15 protein-coding genes are annotated in these 15,458 nt (G+C 30.8%); 13 read left to right on the top strand and 2 right to left on the bottom strand.

Annotation, left to right across the window (positions count from 1 at the left end; translation table 11 throughout):
- The first annotated feature begins 17 nt into the window (after positions 1-17).
- The 9 genes from ELQ10_RS04000 to hypA all read left to right on the top strand — a co-directional run bounded on the left by ELQ10_RS04000 (position 18) and on the right by hypA (position 9,174).
- Positions 18-1,334, top strand: coding sequence for an MATE family efflux transporter (locus tag ELQ10_RS04000; RefSeq protein ID WP_134250224.1), 1,317 nt, complete (start codon positions 18-20; stop codon positions 1,332-1,334).
- Complete coding sequence (locus ELQ10_RS03995; protein ID WP_134250267.1) at positions 1,310-1,957, top strand: M48 family metallopeptidase; 648 nt, start codon at positions 1,310-1,312, stop codon at positions 1,955-1,957. Before ELQ10_RS04000 ends, ELQ10_RS03995 begins: the two co-directional genes overlap by 25 nt.
- A gap of 41 nt (positions 1,958-1,998) precedes the next feature.
- The gene (locus ELQ10_RS03990; protein WP_134250223.1) at positions 1,999-3,519 is read left to right on the top strand and encodes a hypothetical protein; all 1,521 of its coding nucleotides are present in this window, start codon (positions 1,999-2,001) and stop codon (positions 3,517-3,519) included.
- A complete protein-coding gene (hypF, locus tag ELQ10_RS03985; protein WP_134250222.1) occupies positions 3,500-5,686 on the top strand; it encodes a carbamoyltransferase HypF in 2,187 nt (728 codons plus the stop codon). Before ELQ10_RS03990 ends, hypF begins: the two co-directional genes overlap by 20 nt.
- A gap of 73 nt (positions 5,687-5,759) precedes the next feature.
- Positions 5,760-6,503, top strand: coding sequence for a hydrogenase nickel incorporation protein HypB (gene hypB / locus ELQ10_RS03980; RefSeq protein ID WP_134250221.1), 744 nt, complete (start codon positions 5,760-5,762; stop codon positions 6,501-6,503).
- Entirely contained in the window at positions 6,503-6,784 is a 282-nt protein-coding gene (locus ELQ10_RS03975; protein ID WP_002776342.1) for a HypC/HybG/HupF family hydrogenase formation chaperone, read from the top strand. The genes hypB and ELQ10_RS03975 overlap by 1 nt, the downstream gene beginning before the upstream one ends.
- Entirely contained in the window at positions 6,768-7,859 is a 1,092-nt protein-coding gene (gene hypD, locus ELQ10_RS03970) for a hydrogenase formation protein HypD (protein ID WP_002859978.1), read from the top strand. Before ELQ10_RS03975 ends, hypD begins: the two co-directional genes overlap by 17 nt.
- Positions 7,856-8,830 carry a hydrogenase expression/formation protein HypE gene (gene hypE / locus ELQ10_RS03965; protein ID WP_134250220.1) on the top strand — a complete coding sequence of 325 codons (975 nt, stop codon included), beginning with the start codon at positions 7,856-7,858 and terminating at the stop codon, positions 8,828-8,830. The genes hypD and hypE overlap by 4 nt, the downstream gene beginning before the upstream one ends.
- Positions 8,830-9,174 (top strand): hydrogenase maturation nickel metallochaperone HypA, encoded by a 345-nt coding sequence (gene hypA, locus ELQ10_RS03960; RefSeq protein ID WP_134250219.1) that lies wholly within the window; start codon positions 8,830-8,832, stop codon positions 9,172-9,174. The genes hypE and hypA overlap by 1 nt, the downstream gene beginning before the upstream one ends.
- Before the next feature lies 1 nt (position 9,175).
- Here the strand turns inward: hypA and holA are convergent, their stop codons facing one another.
- Positions 9,176-10,141, bottom strand: coding sequence for a DNA polymerase III subunit delta (holA, locus tag ELQ10_RS03955; protein WP_134250218.1), 966 nt, complete (start codon positions 10,139-10,141; stop codon positions 9,176-9,178).
- A complete protein-coding gene (locus ELQ10_RS03950; RefSeq protein WP_134250217.1) occupies positions 10,134-12,068 on the bottom strand; it encodes a ribonuclease R family protein in 1,935 nt (644 codons plus the stop codon). The genes holA and ELQ10_RS03950 overlap by 8 nt, the downstream gene beginning before the upstream one ends.
- Positions 12,069-12,186: 118 nt before the next feature.
- Between ELQ10_RS03950 and ilvC the strand changes: the two genes are divergently transcribed.
- Genes ilvC through ruvX form a run of 4 tightly spaced genes read left to right on the top strand, consistent with a single transcriptional unit; the run spans position 12,187 to position 15,438 of the window.
- Positions 12,187-13,209 carry a ketol-acid reductoisomerase gene (ilvC, locus tag ELQ10_RS03945; protein WP_002921147.1) on the top strand — a complete coding sequence of 341 codons (1,023 nt, stop codon included), beginning with the start codon at positions 12,187-12,189 and terminating at the stop codon, positions 13,207-13,209.
- 3 nt (positions 13,210-13,212) lie between these two features.
- Positions 13,213-14,295, top strand: coding sequence for a divergent polysaccharide deacetylase family protein (locus ELQ10_RS03940; protein WP_004309026.1), 1,083 nt, complete (start codon positions 13,213-13,215; stop codon positions 14,293-14,295).
- A complete protein-coding gene (locus ELQ10_RS03935; protein ID WP_134250216.1) occupies positions 14,285-15,058 on the top strand; it encodes a DNA-processing protein DprA in 774 nt (257 codons plus the stop codon). Before ELQ10_RS03940 ends, ELQ10_RS03935 begins: the two co-directional genes overlap by 11 nt.
- On the top strand, positions 15,055-15,438 hold the full coding sequence (gene ruvX / locus ELQ10_RS03930; RefSeq protein WP_002852281.1) for a Holliday junction resolvase RuvX: 384 nt from the start codon (positions 15,055-15,057) through the stop codon (positions 15,436-15,438). Before ELQ10_RS03935 ends, ruvX begins: the two co-directional genes overlap by 4 nt.
- Positions 15,439-15,458: the final 20 nt, after the last annotated feature.

Below are 15,458 nucleotides of genomic sequence, written 5' to 3'. Positions count from 1 at the left end.
CTTTTAAGGCATTAATCATGGCAAAAAAACAACTCTCTTTAACAAGACTTAGTTTTCCTATATTTTGGGATTTGCTTTCTAAGTATTTAACCGTGATTATCAATACCGCTATGGTGTCGCATTATTCTAATTTTCTTGTCGGTGCTATGGGTGCTGGAAATCAAATTTTAGATCTTTTTATCACTATTTTTTCATTTTTAAGTGTGGGTTGTAGTGTGGTGATCGCACAAGCAATTGGTGCAAAAGATCATGTTTTAGCAAGAAAAGTGATTCATCAAAGTTTGTTCTTAAATGCACTTTTAGGCTTTGTATGCGGTGTGCTTATTTTATGGCACGGGGAGTATTTGCTTTATCTTTTAAAAATCCCACAAGAATTGCTCAAAGATAGCGAAATTTACTTACATATGCTTGCAATTTGTTTGTTTTTTGATGCCATAGGAATTGTTTTAGCGGCTATTGTAAGGGTTTATAATATGGCTTATTGGGTCATGCTTATAGGCTTTTTGATGGATATAGTGGTGATTTGTGGAAATTATTATGTTTTGCATTATACAAAATCAGAATTTTTTGGAGTAGGGCTTAGCAATATTTTTGCTCGTATTGTTGCTATAGTGGCTTTACTTGTGATACTTTTTTATAAACTTAAAATTCATCTTAAAATCAAAGAAATGATAAAACTTGAAAAAGAGGTATTAAAAAAGGTTTTAAATATAGGTGGATTTTCAGCAGGGGAAAATCTTTTGTGGATAGTCCAATACACTATAGCCTTTGCTTTTGTAGCAAGCTTAGGCGAGGCGAGTTTGAGTGTGCAAACGATTTATTTTCAAATTTCAATGCTTATCATGCTTATAGGACAAGCTACAAGCATAGCTAATGAAATTATAGTAGGTAAATTAGTCGGCGCTAGATATGAAAATATCGCTTATAAACATGCTTGGCGTGCTTTGTATTTTAGTGTGGTGGCAAGTGCTTTAGTAGCGCTTTTGAATTATCTTTGTCAAGATTTTACTATGCAAATTTTAGGGCTTAAAGAAGAGTTAAAAAATTTAATGATACCTTTATTTGCTCTTTCAATCTTTCTTGAAATTTCACGAACTTTTAATATAGTTATGGTTAATTCCTTGCGTGCAAGTGGCGATGCTAAGTTTCCATTTTTTAGCGGACTTGTTTTTATGATGGGGGTATCTTTGCCTGTGGGTTATGTGCTTTGTTTTCATTTTAATCTTGGAATTTTAGGGGTTTGGATAGGGTTTTGCGCAGATGAGTTTTTGCGTGGAATGGTAAATTCATACAGATGGAAAAGCAAAAAATGGCAAGGCAAAGCTCTAGTTTAAAATCATTTATTTATAAAGATGAGTGCTATTTTTATTCTAAAAAACGCATAAAAACTTTAAGATTAAGGCTTAATGAAAGGGGTGAATTTGTTCTTAGCATTCCTTATTTTTGCACCTTTAAAAGCGTTTATGAGTTTTTAGATAAATCAAGTTCTTGGATGAATGAAGCAAAAAAAAGATTTGAAAAAAAAGCCTTAAAAGATGATGAATTAATCTTTTTAGCTAAAAAATATAAAATTATTTTTGATGAAAATGCCAAAAAAACTTATTTTGATAAAGATAAAATTCTTTGTCAAAATAAAGCAAAATTAGATTTATTTTTAAGACAAAATGCTAAAAAGATTTTTACTTTTTATCTTAAAAAATGGAGTAAAAAAACAGGCTTATTTTACACGCATTTAAGCATTAAAAATATGAAAACGCGTTGGGGTTCATGCAATCATAATAAAGCTTATATTAATTTAAATTTAAAACTCATTCAAAAGAATTTAAGAGCTATCGAATATGTGATTTTGCATGAAATCAGCCACTTAAAATTCCCCAATCACAGCAAAGAATTTTATACTTTTATAGAGCATTTTATGAGTGATTTTAGGCAAAGAGAGAAAGAATTTTTAAGTTAAAAATGTTATATTTATAGTTTATTTTTCAAAAAAGGCATAATATGACTTTGGATTTTGATTTTATTTATAATGCAGATAATGATATTTTTGAATATTTATTGCGTTTTTATGCGAAAAATTACAATTATATCCTTAGCAAAGAAGAAAATATTTATCATTTTTCTATTGATGCAGATGAAGAAAATTTAAAGACTTTTTGTGATTCTTTGAATTTCATGAGTCATAGTGTTTTTTTGAAAAAATTTGATGTAAAAGCAGGGCAGGGTTTTAACCCTTGTATACCAGAAGATAAAGAATTTTCGAAATTTTCTTATATTACGCATTTAAATTCTAATGCTTATCAAGAAAAAAAACTTTTAAACAAAAACGAATGGGGCGTGTTTTGTGAGTGTGAATTTTCAAGCAATTTATCAGAATTTGAAAAAATCAATGAAGAAAATTTCAATATTTTTTTAAATCTTGCTTTTGATTTGTTAAGTCAAGAAAAAAAGATTTATTTAAAAGATAAAAATGGTATTTATGAATTTTCTTTGTTTAAGAACAAATTTATAGGAGATTTTTTACTTCCTTGTGATATTAAAGCTATAAATTCAGTTTTTGTTTGTTCAAATGAAAATTTAAAACTTCTTGCAAGTTTCGAAAAACCTTTGATGAAGCTAAGGCTTAATGCTATGTTTAGAAAAAATCACAATCTTGATTTTAATGATTTTAAAATCAGACTTGCTAGGGATTTGTTTTGCTTTGCTTTAGGTTTAAAACTTTTTGAAAATGAATATAAATTTTTAAGCGTAAAAAAGATAGAAGAATATCAAAAAGATTTTTATATCAGTGCTTTAGATGAGCAAGTGGTGGTTTTGGAAGGCTTTGAATTTATCAATGCTAAGGCAAGAGAGCTTATTTTTTCTAAAAAAGATAAAAATATGGCAAGAATTTCTTATCTTGTAAGCCGTTATAAAGAAAAAGCTTTTATTTTAGAGCTTAGTAAGGATTATGAAGATATTTTACTTATCAATAAAGAGCTTAATTTGCTTAAACTTTGCTTACCAAAGCACAGCAAAGAGCTTTATGATGAGATTAAAAAAGATGAAATTGGTGCAAGGCTTTTAGAAAATTTTAGCAAGGAATTTCCTCTTTTAGATGAAAATTTTGAGCTTCAAAATAATTTTTATTCCTTGCTTGGCTTGGTAGGAAGAGTGCTAAATTTGGGTAAAAATTTACAAGAGAGTGCTAATGAGCTTTTAAAAATCGCTGATGAATCAAAAATGCCTCGCGGAGTAAAGATTGATTATCGTTTGAAAGAAGATAAAAGTTTTGATTATACAAGAACTTTAAGATCTACTATGAGTTTTATGTTAGCAGGTGTGGATAGTGCTAATATCGCTTATGGAGCGGTTGAGAGTTTGGCTTATTTCTTGCGTGATACCTATGATGAATTAAGAGAGAAAAAGCAAAGTGATTTAGCACTTATAAGCGGATCTTTGTTTGAACATAAATCTTTGCTTAAAAATACTTTAAAACATCTTAAAAATTGTCAATTAAGCGATGTGCCACTTAGGGTATAAGATTAAAATCTCAGGTCTAGTTCAAGGGGTGGGTTTTCGTCCCTTAGTTTATGAACTAGCTTTAAAATCAAAGCTTTTTGGAGAGGTAAGAAATGATGGTTTTGGGGTAGAAATCATCCTTGCTTGCACTCAAAAAGAATGTGAAAATTTCATAGAAAATTTAAAAAATCATCTCCCACCTTTAGCAAGAATAGATAAGCTTATAATGACGCAAATTTCTATTTCAAACTATGAGAATTTTAGCATTACTCCTTCTTTAAAGAACACAAAAAGCACGCCTATGTTAAGTGATTTTGCGCTTTGTAAGGAGTGTAAAAAAGAATTTTTTGATGAAAAAAATCCACGCTTTTTATATCCTTTTATCACTTGTACGTATTGTGGGCCACGCTTTAGTATTATAAAAAGTCTTCCTTATGATAGATTTAATACTTCCATGCAAGAATTATTGATGTGTGAGTTTTGCAAAAGTGAATACGAAGATCCTAAAAATAGGCGTTTTCATGCCCAGCCCATTAGTTGCCCTAAGTGTAAAATCAATGTTTTTCTTAAAAATCCAAAGGGTGAAATTTTAGCCAAAGATCAAGAAGCTTTTATGCAAAGTGCGAAGTTTTTAAAGGAAGGTAAAATTTTAGCCATAAAAGGCATGGGCGGTTTTCATCTCATGTGCGATGCTTTTAATGAAGAAGCTTTAAAAACTCTAAGACTTAGAAAAAATCGCCCCAAAAAACCCTTTGCTTTGATGTGTAAAGATTTACAAGGCGCTAAAGAACTTGCCTTTATAGATGAAAAAGAAGAAGCTTTGCTTGGTGGGGTTTTAGCTCCTATTGTGATTTTAAAGGCAAAAAAAGCATTTTCTTTAATCGCACCTGATGTTGATAAAATCGGCATTATGCTAGCTTATACACCTTTACACCTTTTGCTTTTTGAGTATTTTAAAGGAAGTCTTGTAGCAACAAGTGCAAATTTAAGCGGAGAAAGTATCATTAAGGATGAGTTTAATTTGTGTCAAAAACTTGATAAAGTTTTTGATTTTTATCTAGATTATGATAGGGAAATTGTCAATGCAAGTGATGATAGCATAGCTCAAGTGGTAAATGGTAAAACTATGTTTTTGCGTACTTCAAGGGGTTTAAATCCTTTTTATTTGGAAAGAAAATTTGATAAAAAAGGCACTTTTTTAGCTTTGGGTGCGGAGCTTAAAAATGAATTTGTGATTTTTTATGAAAATAAACTTTTAATTTCTCCTTATATAGGGGATTTGAAAAGCTTAGATGTGCATGAGAGATTTTTTAAACTTTTAGAATTTTTTAAACAAAATTATGATTTAAAATTTGATGCGATTTTGTGCGATAAACACCCGCATTTTAGCTATGCAAAAGAATTTAAAGAAAGGATTAAAATTTCTCATCATTATGCGCATTTTTGTGCGGCTTATTTTGAATATGAAGAAAATTTTGCAAAAGATGAAAAGGCTTTAGCTTTTATTTGTGATGGAACAGGCTATGGAGAAGATGGTAAAATTTGGGGTGGAGAAGTTTTTATAGGAAATTTAAAAGAATATGAAAGAATTGCACATTTTGAAAATTTCACTCTTATAAATAGTGATATTAAAAATATACAAAATTTAGCCCTAAGTCTTATTTTTCATTATGATTTAGAAGATAAGGCTCAGGAGTTTTTAGCAAAAATTCCAAAAATTAAACTTGAAAATCTTAAAAAAATTTATTCACATTCTAACTTACAAACAAGCTCTTTAGGACGCATTATCGATGCTTTTGGAAGTATTGTTTTTAACTTAGAAAAAAGTTCTTATGAAGCTCAAGTTGGCTTAATGTGTGAGGCTTTTTATGATAAAAATCTTGATTTTTCTTACAAGCTTTTTGTAGAAAAAGGGCAGGTTAATTTTAAAAATTTAATCCTAGGGGCTTTACAAGATGAAAAAACTAAGGCAATTACAGGTATGTTTAATGCCTTGGCAAATTTTATCATAGATTTTAGTAAAGATTATGATTTAAAAGTGCTTTTAAGCGGAGGAGTTTTTCAAAACAAAACCTTACTTGAAATTTTAAAAGCTAAAAATTTTGATTTTTTTGTACCTTTAAAATACCCTTGCAATGATAGCTCTATAGCTTTAGGACAAATGGTACATTTTTTAAAAAAAGAGTGATTTTATCTTTAAACTCATAATTTTTTAATGCTTTTAAGGTTAAAATGAAACAAAAAATATAAAAGGAAAGAAAATGTGTAAAGATTGCGGCTGTTCTATAAATTCAAGCCATACGCATGATCATCATCACGATCACCACCATGAAAATCCAAGTTTAAAAGAAAGTAAAACCATAGAAGTGATTTCTAAAATTTTAAGCAAAAATGATGAAGAAGCTAAACACAATAGAGCGCATTTTAATGAGGCTAACACGCTTTGTATCAATTTAATGAGTTCTCCAGGTAGCGGAAAAACCACGCTTTTAGAAAGCACGATCAAGGCTTTGAAAAATGAACTTAAAATTGCTGTGATTGAAGGGGATTTAGAAACCAATAATGACGCTATAAGAGTAAAAAATGCTGGAGCTTTGGCGTATCAAATCACTACAGGGCAAAGCTGTCATTTGGATGCTTTTATGGTGCATGAGGCTTTGCATCATTTAGCCATTGATGATGTGGATTTGCTTTTTATAGAAAATGTTGGAAATTTGGTTTGTCCTGCAAGTTATGATTTAGGAGAGCATTTAAATGTAGTTTTGCTTTCAGTAACCGAAGGAAGTGATAAACCGCAAAAATATCCTGTGATGTTTAAAAAGGCTGATATAGTTTTAATCACAAAGGCAGATTTGGCTCATCATTTTGATTTTGATGTTAAAGAGGCGACTAAGTTGATTAAAGAATTAAATCCTAGAGCAGATATTATCACTCTTGATGCAAAAAATGGCACCAATATGGAGCTTTGGTATAAGGTGCTTAAACTTAAAAAGGAGCTTTTTTAATGTGTTTATCTATACCTTCTGAAATTTTAGAAATCGATGAGTTAAATAATGCTTTAGTGCAAACTTTAGGTGTGAAAAGAAAAGTTAATTTGGATTTGATTGATGAGCCTTTAAAACAAGGCGATTATGTATTAATCCATGTAGGCGTTGCTATGGAAAAAATCGACAAAGAAGCTGCGCTAGAAAGCATTAAAACCTATCAAGAAATAGTAGAAAAAATGAATAGTGGAGAGATAAAAAGTGATGAAGGAGATTTGGGTTTAAATGAATTTCATCGATGAATTTAGAGATAAAGAAAGCATTTTAGCTTTAAAAAAACTCATAGAACAAGAACTTAAAAATCCTATCAATATCATGGAAATTTGTGGTGGGCATACGCATAGTATCATGAAATATGCCCTACCTTCTATTTTGCCAAAGGAAATTAACTTTATCCATGGGCCAGGATGTCCTGTTTGTGTTATGCCAAGAGTTCGCATTGATACAGCTATCAAGTTAGCCTCCATGAAAGATACGATTTTTTGTACTTTAGGGGATCTTTTAAGGGTGCCTGGAAGTGAAATTTCTCTGCTTGATTTAAGAGCTAAAGGGGCTGATGTTAGAGCGCTTTATTCTCCGCTTGAGGTTTTAGAAATTGCTAAGCAAAATTTAAACAAAAATATCATCTTTTTTGCTATAGGTTTTGAAACTACTACGCCTATGAGTGCTTTGCTTCTTCAAAAGGTTATAGAAGAAAAAATAAATAATGTCTTTTTTCATATCAATCATATCACAGTTCCAGCACCTGTAGAAGCGATCATGAATGATGAAAATGTAAAAATCAATGCTTTTTTAGGCCCTTCTCATGTGAGTGTGATTACAGGTTATGGTATTTATGAGCCTTTAGCAGCAAAGTTTAAAACCCCTATAGCAGTGAGTGGTTTTGAACCAGTTGATATTTTAGAAAGTGTGTTAAATATCATAAAACAAAGCAATGAAGGTACTTTTAAAGTGTATAATCAATACAAAAGAGCCGTAAGTAAAGAGGGCAATGTTAAAGCACAAAATTTAGTAAAAAAATACTTTAAGGTGTGTGATTTTGAATTTCGTGGCTTAGGACTTATTAAAGATGGGGGCTTGGAACTAAAAGAAGAATTTAGCGCCTATGATGCGAGTAAAAAATTTGATTGTACGGTGCAAAGTAAAAATGAAAGCAAAGCCTGTATTTGTGGGCAAATTTTAAGAGGTTTGGCTAAGCCTTATGATTGTAAAGTTTTTGGCAAGGCTTGTACGCCAAGAAGTCCTATAGGAAGTTGTATGGTTTCTGGCGAGGGTGCTTGTGCAGCGTATTATAAATACTCAAAGGTGAATGCATGAAAAATATTTCCTTGGCTCACGGAGGCGGTGGAGAAGAGATGAACGAGCTTTTAACTAAGCTTTTTAAGATCTTTGATAATGAAATTTTAAACGCAAATAATGATGCAGCGATTTTGGGAAATTTGGCTTTAAGCACGGATTCTTTTGTTTTAAGTCCGATTTTTTTAGATGAAGAGGTTAATATAGGTAAACTTTGTGTTTGTGGTTCTATTAACGATGTTTTGATGGTGGGTGCTAAGCCAAAATATCTAAGTTTAGGGCTTATCTTAGAAGAAGGTTTTGAGCTAGAAAAACTAGAACGCATTTTAAAAAGCATTAAAGAAGAATGTGAAAAATGTGGAGTTATGTTAGTTTGTGGCGATACTAAAGTCGTTCCTAAGGGTAAGGCAGATGAAATTTATATCAACACTACAGCCTTAGGTGAAATTATTTCTAAAAAAGAAAGTAAAAATATCAAAGCAGGGCTTAGCATACTTCTTTCAGGCGATATAGGAAGGCATGGAGCTAGTGTTTTAATCAAAAGAAATGAGTTAGAAGCTGATATTAAAAGCGATTGTAAGGCTTTAGATAAAGAGGTTTTAGAGCTTTTAGAAAAAGATATAAAGGTTGTAGCCATGAGAGATGCTACTCGTGGGGGGCTTAGTGCGGTTTTAAATGAGTGGGCAAAGCAAAGCGGAAATGATCTTTTGATCTTTGAAGAAAAAATCATCGTTCAAGATGAGGTTTTAGGACTTTGTGAGCTTTTTGGTTATGAAGCTTATGAGCTTGCAAATGAAGGCACTTTTATACTTTGCGTGGAAAAAGAAGATGAGTTAAAAGCCTTGGAAATTCTAAAAAAATACAATGTAAATGCGAGTATTATAGGAGAAGTTTTAGAAGAGAAAAAAGCACGCGTGATCTTAAAAAACGCTTATGGGGCAAAACGCTTTTTAGAAAGCCCTAAAGGCGAACTTTTACCAAGAATTTGCTAATGCACGAATTAAGTATAGTAGAATCTTTAATCGAACTTTGTGAAGAAAATGCCTTAAACAATAAGGCTTGCAATGTGCAAGAAATTTATGTAAAAATCGGGCGTTTAAGCGGTATAGAAGTGGATCTTTTTAAGCGTTGTTTTGAAACTTTTAAAGAAAACTCAAATATTTGTAAAAATGCTAAACTTTTTGTAGAACTTGCCCCACTTGAAATTTTATGCTTAAAATGCGATCAAACAAGCATTTTAGAAGAAAATGTTTTTAAGTGTCCTAAATGCGAAAGTATAGAATATAAAATCACACAAGGTGAGGACTTACATCTTATGCGACTTGTGATGGAGTGAGTTAGCTTTTCAAAATCCTTGCAAGTTTAAGCAAATTTGAAATTAAAAATTCTTTTTTTACGAGTTTAGAATTGGTTTTAAGCTCGTATTCGCATTTAAGTAAAAGAGTGAAAATTTCTTTATATTGTTCGATTTTTAAACTAAAGGCTTGAGAGCTTAAATTTTGTCCCACTTGAGGAGGTGGAGTATAGCCTAAAAGATCTTTAAAGTCAATTTTACCATTGACTTTAGCATAAAGTGCGATTTTAAATAAACGATAAAAAGAATTATACAAAGAGTTGATTAAAGCAATTTCATTAAAATTATCTAAAATTTTTTCAAGTTCGCTTTTAAAGTCTTGTTTTTTTAAAATTTTCTCAAAAAAGCTTTCAAAACTTCCTGTATTCAAACTATAGCAGTATTGTTCTATGGTTTTTTCATCTACTCTTAAACCGCTAAATTTATTAAGCTCACTCGCAGCAAGATATAAATTTTCATCAAAACTTGTAAAAAGGGTAAATAAAGCATTTTGAGTGATTTCAACCCCTAGTTGTTTTGCTTTTATACTTAAAAGCTCCACGCCTTCTTTAGCTCCGTTAGCTTTAAAAAATCTTGCAAAATGAGGAGAGAAAATTTTTTCTATGTCGCTTTGCTTTGAGTTTTCATCATAAAGCTCTAAAAGAAAGAAATTGTCCGTATTGTTTTTACAAAGATCTACTAAAATTTTAAGATCTTTTGTTGGAATTTTTTTAGAAGTTTTGATTTCTAGTAATTTTTTTTCGCTAAAAAGCGATCCTGCGCTTAAAAAATCACTCGCACGAGTGAAGTTGTATTCTTCAAAAAAAAGTTTTAAGGTCTCATCAGCATTCCATTTTTTCTTGATAAAGTTAGCATAAAGTTCGCTTTGAAAATTATCTGCTCCATAAAGAAAGAAAAAATTAGGTATTGAATCTTTAGAAAGTAGGGTTTGAAGCTCTTTTCTATACATTTTCTTCCTTTATAAGTCTTTGGGTGATTTTAGCATAAATTTTTGCCATAACTATATCCGCTTCCATGATTTGCACTTCAACACTTTCTAGCAAATTTACACGCGTATCATAAAGGATTATATCCGCTCCTTTGATTTCATCATCTAGTTTAGCTATGCAAACTCCATCATTTTGAACAACTAAAGCTTTAAATTTTTTGCCTATATTTTTAGCTGCCCATCTAGCAAATTTTCTATCCATAAAATCAAAAGCAACTTTATCCGCCTCTCTTTCAAGTGTGCTAAGATTCTCGCAAGTGCTTTCTATGTTTAAAAGTAGATAATTAAAAAGTTTTTCATCGTTTTTTTGTTTGGCTTTTAAAAGTCTGTGCAAAATAAGATCAGAATACCTTCTTATAGGGCTTGTAAAATGTGAATATTTATCAAAACCTAAGCCAAAATGTCCTGCATTGACGCTAGAATATTCTGCTTTTTTTTGTGCTTTGATGATGAGTTTATCTACTTCTGCTCTTAAATTTAACTCATCGGCTAAAGCTTGTATGTCGCGTATGAGTTCAGGAAGATTGGGTTTAAAATTTACATCGATGCCTAGTTCGCGTAATTCATTTAAAAGCTTATCGATTTTTCTTGCATCAGCACTTAAGTGATTCCTAAAAACACCTATATCTATGAGTTTTGCTGCGGCTTTATTAGCTAAAAGCATACAATCTTCGATTAAATTATGCGAAGGCGTGTCTTTTTCAAAAACTGTGCTTTTTAGACTTAAATTTTCATCTAAATTCATTCTTAATTCTTCGGTGCGAAATTCAAAGGCATTTTTAAGACGCATTTTGCGTAAATTTTTTGTGATTTCAAAAAGCTCATAAAGCCATGAAAGCTCTTTTAAATCAGGTTTTTGTATCAAAATTTCATCAACTTCATCGTAATTAAAACGGCGTTTTGAATTGATAATACCTTCAAAAAGTTCTTCTTTTATGACTTTATTTTCATGATCGAGTGTGATTTTAAAACAATACGCTAAGCGATCTAAATGAGGTTTTAAAGAACAGATATTTTCACTTAAAGGACGCGGTAGCATAGGTATAGCAATATGTGGAAAATAAATAGAAAATCCACGATTTCTTGCTTCTTTATCTATAGCACTATAAGCATAAACATATTCGCTAACATCAGCAATAGCTACATAAATTTCTCGTTTTTGGATGTCAAAATAAATCGCATCATCAAAATCTTTTGCATGTATAGGATCTATGGTGCAAAAAGGCAAGGCTCTTAAATCCATGCGATTTTCATACATACTCGCATCAACACTATCGCCGTTTGCTAGAGCTTCTTTGATACAAGCGTCGCTAAATTCGTTATTTTTATTAAAAAGAGCTAAGGAGATTTTTTCATCTACGCTTTCATCATCGATATGTCCTAAAACTTCTATGATATTGTTATTTTCATTTTCTATTTTTAAAATTGTCCCTAAAGGTAGTGCTTTTAAGGATTTTTGAGAAGCTTTTAAGGCAGTGCTTAATCCTGTTTTGATATTCATTCCAAGCACGGCTTCGCCGTACCTTTTGGTGATTACTAAAGAGGTTTCATTGGCTCTTTTTAGAACTAAAATCACCTTTGCACTAGGGCGTTTTTTCTTTAAAGGTAGAAGTTTTACTGCGACTATATCTTTATAGTTTGCACCTTTTAGGTTTTTGTTTTCTATCAAAAGATCTTTTTTGAAACTTTCATCAAAGCATTGTAAAAAACCTGTGCCTTTGCTTGAAATATCAAGCACTCCAAAGGCAAAACCATTGTTAAGATAGTATTTGTTTTTGTGTTCTTTGATGATATGATTAGCTAAAAGCTCTCTTAAAATTTGTTTAAATTCATTGCTTACTTCATGAGAGTTAATGCCATAACTAAGATTGTTTAAAAATTCTTTCACTTTTGATACTTTATGATTTTTTGTAAAATTCTTACATAAAGTTTATAAAAAAAATATGAAATTTATACTTTAATTGCTATAATAATACCTTTAATTTTTGAATTTTTAAGGAGTGAATATGGCTATTACAGTATATTATGATAAAGATTGTGATTTAAATTTAATCAAATCAAAAAAAGTAGCAATTATAGGCTTTGGCTCTCAAGGACACGCTCATGCAATGAATTTAAGAGATAATGGCGTAAATGTAATTATCGGACTTCGTGAAGGTAGTGTAAGTGCTGTTAAAGCAAAAAATGCTGGTTTTGAAGTAATGAGTGTAAGCGAGGCTTCTAAGACAGCAGATGTGGTTATGATTTTAGCTCCTGATGAAATTCAAGCAGATATTTTTAATGTCGAAATAAAACCAAATTTAAGTGAAGGCAAGGCTATAGCTTTTGCGCACGGTTTTAATATCCACTATGGTCAAATTGTTGCTCCAAAAGGTATAGATGTTATCATGATAGCACCTAAAGCACCAGGACACACAGTAAGAAATGAATTTACTTTAGGAGGTGGAACTCCTTGTTTAATAGCCATCCATCAAGATGAAAGTAAAAATGCTAAAAATTTAGCCTTAAGTTATGCAAGTGCGATTGGGGGCGGACGCACAGGTATTATAGAAACAACCTTTAAAGCCGAAACAGAAACAGATCTTTTTGGTGAACAAGCTGTGCTTTGTGGTGGGCTTAGTGCTTTGATTCAAGCAGGTTTTGAGACTTTGGTTGAAGCAGGTTATGAACCTGAAATGGCTTATTTTGAGTGTTTGCATGAAATGAAACTCATTGTGGATTTGATTTATCAAGGTGGTATTGCAGATATGCGTTATTCTATCTCAAATACTGCAGAATACGGCGATTATATTACAGGGCCAAAGATTATTACTGAAGAGACTAAAAAAGCGATGAAAGGTGTTTTAAAAGATATACAAAATGGTGTTTTTGCAAAAGATTTTATCTTAGAACGCCGTGCAGGTTTTGCTAGAATGCATGCAGAACGCAAAAATATGAATGATTCTTTGATAGAAAAAACAGGGCGTAATTTGCGTGCTATGATGCCTTGGATCAGTGCTAAAAAATTAGTAGATAAAGATAAGAACTAAACATTGTCAAAGAAAAAATTAGTTCAAATTCAGCGTTATTTAATCATAGCTATACTTTTTTTACTTTGTATAGCTTTAGCTTTGGGAATTTTAGTAAAATATCAAAATTCCCAAGATGTTTCTTCTGTTAAGCCGGATTATTTTATTGATAAACAAGAAGATTTAATTTCATCAAATAAAGATCATTATGAAATTGGTATTTTTCAAGAGAATGAGTTTGATAATAATAAATCTGTAAGTATTTTAGAGCAAAAAATTCAAGAAATCGATGATTTAAACACAAGTTTAAATGAGCAAAATTTAAGCAGTGTGGAGCAGAATTTAAGTTTAGAGCAAAATCAGAGTTTAGAACAAAATTTTATTCCAAAAGATACAAATTTAACCCAAGATCAAAATTTAACTTTTGATGAAGATATTCATTTAAATAAAATTTCTAAAAAACCAAAACTTGCCATTATTATCGATGATATGGCAAATGCAAGTCAGGTTAGAGGTTTAAAAGCTTTAAATTTAAAGTTAAATCCTTCTTTTTTTCCGCCAGATAAAAACCATATCGAAACGCCAAAACTTGCTTTAAAATTTGATTTTTATATGGTGCATTTACCTTTAGCAGCAATTAATTACAATAAACCCGAGCTTGATACTTTAAATCCAAATGATAGCAAAGAAAGAATTTTTAAAAAAATCAAGCAAATTAAAAAAGATTTTAAGGATTTAAGATATATCAATAATCACACAGGAAGTTTATTTACAAGCAATGAAGAAGCTATGAGAAAGCTTTATGAGGCTTTAAAAAATCAAAATATATTTTTTGTAGATTCTAAAACTATAGGAAATTCTAAGGCAAATAAAATCGCTAAAGAACTCAGTATGCCTTATATACAAAGAGATGTGTTTTTGGATAATGAAGATGATGTTAATTATGTTAAAAAACAACTCGAAAGCGCAGTAAAACTCGCACAAAAAAAAGGTTTTGTTATAGCCATAGGACATCCTAGGAAAAATACTTTTAAAGCTTTAGAGCAAAGTAAGGATTTGTTAAAAGGCGTTGATCTTGTGTATTTGAGTGAAATTTATGGCAAGTGAAATTTTGCCTGATGAATTTTTAGAACTTTTTAAAGATTTAAAAAAGCCTCCTAAAAAATTACACTATAAAGGAAATTTATCTTTATTAAAACAAGATAAAATTGCTATTATAGGTTCAAGGCGTATGAGTGTTTATACGAAAAATTGTGTTTTTTCTTTAGCGAGTATGCTTAAAAATGCTCATCTTTGTGTGGTAAGTGGCGGTGCTTTGGGTGTGGATATCACCGCAAGTGTGGCGGCTATGCCAAATACTATAGGTATTTTTGCTAATGGTTTAGATCAAATTTATCCAAGAACTAATGAAAAAATCATTAAACAAATTTATGAAAATGCTTTGGCTTTAAGTGAATATGAAGATGATTATTTGCCAAAAAATTATGACTTTTTACTAAGAAATCGTTTGGTTATTGCTTTAAGTAAGGCTGTTGTAGTTGCGCAAGCAGATATAAAAAGTGGTTCTATGCAAAGTGCAAAACTTGCTTTAGAACTCAATAAACCTTTATATGTTTTACCGCAAAGACTAGGAGAAAGCACAGCAACTAATTTACTTTTAAAGGAAAATAAAGCAAAATTGATTTGTGATTTTAAAGAATTTGTAAGTGAGTTTGCATGTATAGATACAAATCAAGATGAATTTTTAGAGTTTTGTAAAAAAGGTGTGAGTGTTGATGAGACTTTAAAAATTTATGGACAAAAAGTTTATGAATACGAACTTGAGGGAAAAATTTCCATAGAAGGGCTTTTTATAAGGGTTTTAGTATGAGAGCTTTGGCTTTAGATGTAGGTTTAAAACGCATAGGTGTAGCGCTTTGCATAGATAAAAAGATCGCTTTGCCTTTAGATGCAGTTTTAAGAAAAAATCGCAATCAAGCCGCTAATGAAATCAAAAATTTACTTAAAATACATGAAATTTCTTTACTCATTGTAGGCATTCCTAAGGGTGGATCAAGCGAAGAAGAAATGACAAGACGCATTAAGCATTTTGTATCTTTGCTTGAATTTGATAAAGAAATTTGCTTTGTAGATGAAAGTGGAACAAGTAAAGAAGCTTTAGGATACGGCGTAGCCAATACACGCAAAAAAGATGGTAAATTAGACTCTTTATCCGCTTTTATCATGATAAAGGATTATTTTGCTCTCTAGAATAGAAAAACTTTATACTA

It is taken from the genome of Campylobacter sp. US42a, from assembly GCF_004379055.1.
Taxonomy (GTDB): Bacteria; Campylobacterota; Campylobacteria; order Campylobacterales; family Campylobacteraceae; genus Campylobacter_D; species Campylobacter_D jejuni.
This window is presented reverse-complemented; position numbering and strand designations above follow the sequence as displayed.